The 6693-nt window shown below is 61.7% G+C and carries 4 protein-coding genes and 1 pseudogene; all 5 read right to left on the reverse strand.

The features are described from left to right. Positions 1–349 (reverse strand): annotated as a pseudogene (locus ACMNI9_RS02925) (serine/threonine protein kinase); the annotation flags it as partial. A 616-nt stretch (positions 350–965) separates the two neighbouring features. Further along, on the reverse strand, positions 966–2060 hold the full coding sequence (hypD, locus tag ACMNI9_RS02930; RefSeq protein WP_418830786.1) for a hydrogenase formation protein HypD: 1095 nt from the start codon (positions 2058–2060) through the stop codon (positions 966–968). An 8-nt stretch (positions 2061–2068) separates the two neighbouring features. After that, positions 2069–2308, reverse strand: coding sequence for a HypC/HybG/HupF family hydrogenase formation chaperone (locus ACMNI9_RS02935; protein ID WP_114566454.1), 240 nt, complete (start codon positions 2306–2308; stop codon positions 2069–2071). Positions 2309–2339: 31 nt separating this feature from the next. Next, positions 2340–4859, reverse strand: a complete 2520-nt coding sequence (gene hypF, locus ACMNI9_RS02940; protein WP_418830787.1) for a carbamoyltransferase HypF — start codon at positions 4857–4859, stop codon at positions 2340–2342. An 18-nt stretch (positions 4860–4877) separates the two neighbouring features. Further along, positions 4878–6590: a glucose-6-phosphate isomerase gene (locus ACMNI9_RS02945; RefSeq protein ID WP_114566439.1), complete on the reverse strand. Its 1713-nt coding sequence runs from the start codon at positions 6588–6590 to the stop codon at positions 4878–4880. Between the last annotated feature and the right edge of the window lie 103 nt (positions 6591–6693).

Consider the following 6693-nt stretch of genomic DNA (forward strand, 5'->3'; position numbering starts at 1 on the left):
TGATCTCGTTGCCGATGGTGAGCAGGATGTCGCGGGGCGGCATGCAGGTCATCATGGAGTCGTTGCGGAAGTCGGGCGTGCCGATGGCCTGGTTCCACTGCAGGGGCGTCGGGCGGTCGACGACCACGCCGCGCTCCTCGAGCGCCTTCACGAGGTTCTCGAGGCAGGCGTTGCCGACCTCGACCGTGCGCAGCGGGCGAAGGCCCCACATGCCGCGCATCTCGGAGTCGACGGGCACCTTCTCGGAGGTCGCGGGCTCCTCGGGCGGGATGACCGAGTTGTCGCAGAGGCCGACGATCACGCGCTTCAACGGATCCCAGTCGTTCCAAGAATTGACTATCTTCGCCATGACAGTCTCCTTTCTCCGGCAGCGCATCCTGCGTTGCCTAAAATGGGTGGCACACTATTGTGTACTGCAGCTCAGCCGGCAAAAGTGCCGCGGCTGCAGGAGAACTTTGGAGACAGATGGTTCATGAAAGCTCCTCGGAATCCTACCGTGGCATGTTTGCCAGATTTGCCGATGAGCAAGTTATACCATCTTTTTTGTTCACCTGCAACATGAAATTTACGAATAGTTTTAACCATTTTGAAATCATTATTGTTCAACTGCACAATAATTGAGAACGCGCTATTTCGGGCCATTATGCAATTTTTGCCCCCATATTGGATATTTCCCGATTATATTCAGAAGCGCTCGTATAAAACGTGAAAAAAATTGAGGGGGCATGCACAACGATGCGGCTCTAAAACGCCCTGCAAACCGTCCCTGCATGCACAATATCGAAGCAAAAAAATTTATTGCCAACTTTAAGCAGGGTGCAAGAAAAAGCACAGAGTTGAGCACCTTGCCAAAACGAATCGGTTTTGGGCGCGCGGCCGAGCAGCATGCCGCACGGCGCAGCGCACCGCAAAATCCTCGAACAAGGGCGCGTCCCACCGCAAGCACCGGGACGCGCCCTTGCCCGCTAGTAATATCGGTAATAAGCGGCGCAGCTGCCTTCGCTTGAAACCATGCATGGACCCACAGGGTTTTCGGGCGTGCATACCGTGCGAAACAGCGGGCACTCGTCAGGCGCCATGATGCCGCGCAGCACGTCGCCGCAACGACAGCCCTTCGGATCCTGCGTAGGCTCCACGGACGGCGCAAAGCGTCTTACGGCATCGAACCGAGCGAACCGCTCGCGAATGCGGTACCCCGATCCAGATATCTCCCCCAACCCGCGCCACGTAGCGGGACAGGTCTCGAACACCTCGTCGATGGCCGCCAGCGCAACGGGGTTGCCCTGCGGCATGACGCCGCGCGCATACGCTATCTCGATGTCTGCGCGACCCTCGTGAAGCTGACGCATGATCATGGCGATGCCTTGCAGCACGTCAACGGGTTCGAACCCAGTGATGACTCCCGGAATGCCGTACTTCTCAGCCAGGAAGCGGTACGGCTCCACGCCGATGATGGTGCTTACGTGGCCAGGCAGGATAAGCGCGTCCACCGAAAGGCGCGGATCGTTGATGATGGCCTCCAGCGCGCCCGGCATGTTCTTGTGCGCGGCGAACACGCTGAAGTTCTTCAGGTCCAGCGCGGCGGCTCGCTTGATGGCCATGGCCACCAAGGGCGTCGTGGTCTCAAAGCCCACTCCCACGAACACGATCTGGCGCTCGGGCTGCTGCTGCGCCAAGGCAATAGCATCGAGCGGCGAGTACACGATCTGCACGGAACGTCCCGACGCCTGCTCCTTGAGTAGGCTCGACGTTGAGCCTGGCACGCGCGTCATGTCGCCGAAGGTGGCAATGGTGACGTTCGGGACGCGCGTGAGCGCGATCACCGTGTCGATATCCTTGTTCGAGGTCACGCACACCGGGCAACCGGGACCCGATGCCAACCGCACGCTTTCGGGCATGAGGTTCCGAATGCCGTTGCGCGCGATAGCCACCGTATGGGTTCCGCACACCTCCATGAGCGTAGCGCCCTGGGCAGGCGCCAGCTTGCCTATGGAATCGATCAAACCCCGCGCCAGTTTCGGATCCTTGAACGCTGCCAGCTCTTGTTCAAGATTGGCCATGGCTCCCCCTAGGCAGGAATCTCGTCGCCGGCAAGATCGGGAAACTCCCTGATCAGATCAATGGTTTCCTGAGCAAAGTCGGGGTCGACCACCTCGATGGAAAACCCTGCATGCACCAGCACGAAATCGCCGACGGCCGCCTGCGGCGTCAAGTCAAGGGATATGTCGCGCGTCACGCCCAAGATGTCGACCGTTGCCAGACGATCGTCTTTGAGCTCGATCACTTTCGCGGGTATTGCCAAGCACATGGTCATGCCTTCTTTCTTATATATGCGAGCGCTACGCTTGCCCGCCCTCGTCGTTCGAGGCCCATGCTACCACAGCCTGGCCGAAGGAAACGCAGCCGTCGTTGGGCGGCAGATCACGGTTGACGGCAACCGTGAAGCCAGCCGCCTCCAAGGAAGCGAGCGCGCGTTCAACCAGGTAGCGATTCATGAACACGCCACCGGAAAGGGCCACCACGTCGATGCCGTACAGCCCGCGAACCAGTTCCGCCGCCGCAACGACAGCCTGGGCGAACGCGTCATGGAAGCGACGGGCGATCAGGGAAACGGGCACGCCGGCGGCCTTGTCGTCAAGCAGTGCTTCGAAAGCAGGGGCCGCGTCGAACAGGACGACCGACGTGTCCTGCGCCGTGCTGCTCTCGGTTGCCGTGTTCTTAATCACCGCGATAGCGTAGCGATCGTCCGCATCGGAATCGGACGCCTTGCCGTTCGCATCGGTCGAAGCCGGGGCGGAAAGAGCGCCTTCCAGCAAGATAGCCGGTTCGCCTTCGTAGCGTGACTCCACGCACACCCCCAAAAGGGCGCTCGCCGCGTCGAACAAGCGGCCGACCGACGAGGTCATGGGCGTGTTTATCCCTTGCTCGATCATCTGGTCGCACAAAGCGGCCTGCGGCCCCAGCGCCGCAAGAACGTCCGCCGCCGCAGGATGCTCCAGCAGGTCGAATGCCCACAGCACGCCGTACGCCATGCGCAGCGGGTGCTTCACCGCGGCCGCGCCGCCCGGCATGGGCACGTACGCGAAGTTCGCGAACCGCTCGAACGCCGACGCATTGGCCAGGAGCACTTCGCCGCCCCAGATAGCCCCGTCAACGCCATAGCCCGTGCCGTCGAAGGCGATTCCGCACGCGGGACCGAACAGCCCGTGCTCTCCCAACACCGACGCAACGTGCGCGTGATGATGCTGCACCTCGACCAGCGGAACCTGGCGCGCGGCGCTTTCCTCGTGCGCCCACTTCGTCGTCAGGTATTCGGGATGCAGATCGCACGCCAAACGCTGGGGGGAAATCTCGAATAGCTGCTGGTAGCGATCCTTCGCCGCCAGCCACGCATCGTAGGTTTCGGCGTTTTCCATGTCGCCGATATGCTGCGACACGAACGCTTCGGCGTCACGCGTCAGAGTGAAGGTGTTCTTCTGCTCGGGACCCACCGCCAGGATAGACGGCGCTTCTCGTTTGCCCTGCCGGCTGGCAGCCGCAGGGCTTGCCGCAGCCTGGTCTTCCTCCGGCTTGGGACAAGCCAGCGAAAGCGGCAACGGCGCATACCCGCGAGCACGGCGGATGAACTGCACCGCATCGCCCGCACCACCAGCGCTGATGACGCGCACAACCGAATCGTCGTAGCGGGTGCGGATGGCGCGATCGTGCCCCAAGAACGCGTCCGCAATGCCGAACAGCTTGCCGTACGCGTCTTCGTCGTCGATGACGATGGGTTCGTCGTGCACGTTGCCCGACGTCATTACCAGCAGGGGAACAAGGCCCCGTCCCTGGTTTTTCGAGCTGCCTGCATGGGCGAAATCGTGCAGGAGCAGGTGCTGGACGGGGGTGTAGGGCAGCATCACGCCCAGCTCGGAGAGACCGTCGGCAAGGCCGGGCGCCACCTGCGCGTCGGCGCGCTTGCGCAGCAAGACGATGGGTCGAGACGTCGATGCGAGCACGCCCGCCTCGACTTCGTTCACCTCGCATACGGCGCGCGCCGCCTTGACGTCGGCCGCCATGACCGCAAGCGCCTTGCCTTCGCGATGCTTGCGCGTGCGCAGCAGCGCAACCGCGTCCGCGTTGTTGGCGTCGCACACCAAGTGAAACCCGCCCAGGCCCTTCACGGCGATGATCTTGCCTGCCAGCAGCAGCTCGACGGCGCGCGCGAAAATCGCATCGCTCTGCTCGCGCGTCGCCCCCCACAGCGCCTCGGTTAACGGAGCGTCGACGGCCCCGCCCTCGTGCTCGCGCCAGCTGATATGCGGACCGCACTCGAAGCACGCATCGGGCTGCGCATGGAAACGACGGTCAAGCGGGTCGGCGTATTCCGACGAACAGCGCGCGCACATGGGGAAATCCTTCATGGACGTGCTCTTGCGATCGTAGGGCAGCTTCTCGATGATGGTGAAGCGCGGCCCGCAGTTCGTGCAGTTTATAAAAGGATAGCGATAGCGGCGGTCGTTCGGGTTGAACAGCTCGCGCGCGCAATCGTCGCACGTTGCGAGATCGGGCGAGACAAGCGTGGTTCGCTCGACTTCGCCCGCATCGGAAAACCGAATGTCGAACGACTCGAAGTCTTCCAGCGGAACTTCCTTGAGCTCGATCTCGTTCACCTGCGACGCCGCCGGCGGGTTCTCCGACAGCTCTATCACGAACTCGTCAAGCAGCTTCGAATCTCCTTCGGCATGGATGAACACGCCGTCGGTAGCGTTCAAAACCCATCCGTTGATCAGGTATTTTTTAGCCAAACGATAGACGAAGGGGCGGAAGCCCACCCCTTGTACGATACCTTTGACTTGTATGTTGAGCGCTTCTTTCATGAATACGCCTCCCAAAGATTATCGCGCGTCAAGTTCCTCCAGAATGCTCGTGACCACCTCGGCCAGCGCTCGCAGGGTCACGCCCGAGTTGTCGGGCAAGTGCAGGTGCACTACGCGCCGACCGCGCTCGGCCAGCGTGAGCAGGTCGCCCGAAGCCTGCGCTTTCGCCAGCGATCCCAGGCTTTCGGCCTCCTGCTTGAGCGGGATGTCCTTCAGCTCGTCTGCCGACAGGATCAAGAACACGCCGCAGTTCGGACCGCCCTTGTGAAGCTGACCCGTGGAATGCAAGTAACGAGGTCCCACTTCCAAGCACGATACCACGCCGCGCTTGTCGGCTACGCCATGACGAATGGTCTCGAGCGCTTCGCGCCGACCTTCGCCGGTAAACGGCAAGAACGCGTTGAGCGCAAAGAAATCGCCCGGCTGGATGCTGCTCAGCAGCGCGCGCAAGGCACCGCGAATGTCGGTGCAGTCTTTGAAGCAGGGCGCCAAGCGCACCTCGGCTTCGCCCATGAGCACGTCCCCGATGAAGTCCTGAACGAAATCGGGCTCAGGCTGGCCGTCCCGCAGAATGTCGAGCACGACCGCCTTAGCCGACGCAACGTCGGGCTGATCGAAGGGGCACACGCGCATCAGGTAGCCGCACATGGCGATGGCGCATTCCCACATCACGAAATGCTCGGCCAGCTCCTCGACGGAGTCGATCCGATAGTTCTGGCGAGGGATAGCGGGGTCGATGTAGGACAGGCTCATCTCGAAGTTGCGGCGCTCGTCCCACAAGTCCGTCTTCGTCAGGTACGTGATGACGCTGCGATCGCCCGGATCCTTCTTGAGCAGCAGCGTGTCAACCTCGATGTTCGGCAGGATGCCCTGGCCTTCCTTGCCCAGGCTCTCGGCCACCAGCTGCTCGATCCACAAGCCCAGCACGCGGCCGCGCTTCTGCGTCAAGAACGAGAACTTGTTGCGACCCTGCAGGTAGTTGTCGTACAGGAACGCCGCAAGCACGATGGCCGGGTTGTCGATGGCGTCTTCGCTGCACTGATGCTCGGCTTCGACCGCGTGCCGCATAAACTCCTGAAGATCGATGCCCACAAGCGCTGCGGGAAGCAGGCCGAACACCGACAGCGCCGAGAAGCGCCCGCCCACCGTAGGTTCGCCGGAGAACACCGCAGCCCAGCCCTCTTCGCGCGCCTGGCGCTCAAGCTGGGAGCCGGGATCGGTGATGGCAACCAAATGCTGCACCAGCTCTTCCTCGCCGATGCGGTCGGCTACCGCATCGCGCACGGCGCGCAGAGCCAGACGCGGCTCGATGGTGCCGCCGCTTTTCGACGAGATGATGAACAGCGTGGTGTGCGGGTCGGCTTCGGCGAGCATCGCCCGCACGCGCACCGGGGAATCGGAGTCGAGCGTGCGGAACGTGACTGCAGACGAGTCCGGCTTGTTGTACTTGGTAATGGTCATGGGAGCCTGCGTGGAGCCGCCTTGCCCAATGAGCACGACCGTTTCGAGGCCCTGCGCGATGATCGAGTCGGCGAACGACTGGATCTCGGACAGAGGACAAGGCGGATTGCTTGCAAGATCCGTCCATCCCATATAGTTCTCGGCGCATGCGCGCGCTTCTTCGGAAAAGCCGTACAGAGTAGCATCCTTCGCGTGCAGCCTGCTGGCTACGCACTCTTTCACGAGTATCTTTGCGGAAGGATACAGTTTTTCCATGTCACCGGACAGCATGATACCTTCTTTCACGTAAGTCTTTTCATTCTAGCAAACGCAGGAGGTCAGCGCGTATAAGAGGGGATCTCTTGTGGTGGACTTGTGAACGATCGTCTAGTTC

Origin of the sequence: Paraeggerthella sp. (assembly GCF_048427265.1) — a bacterium.
In the GTDB taxonomy this organism is placed as follows: domain Bacteria; phylum Actinomycetota; class Coriobacteriia; order Coriobacteriales; family Eggerthellaceae; genus Paraeggerthella; species Paraeggerthella hominis.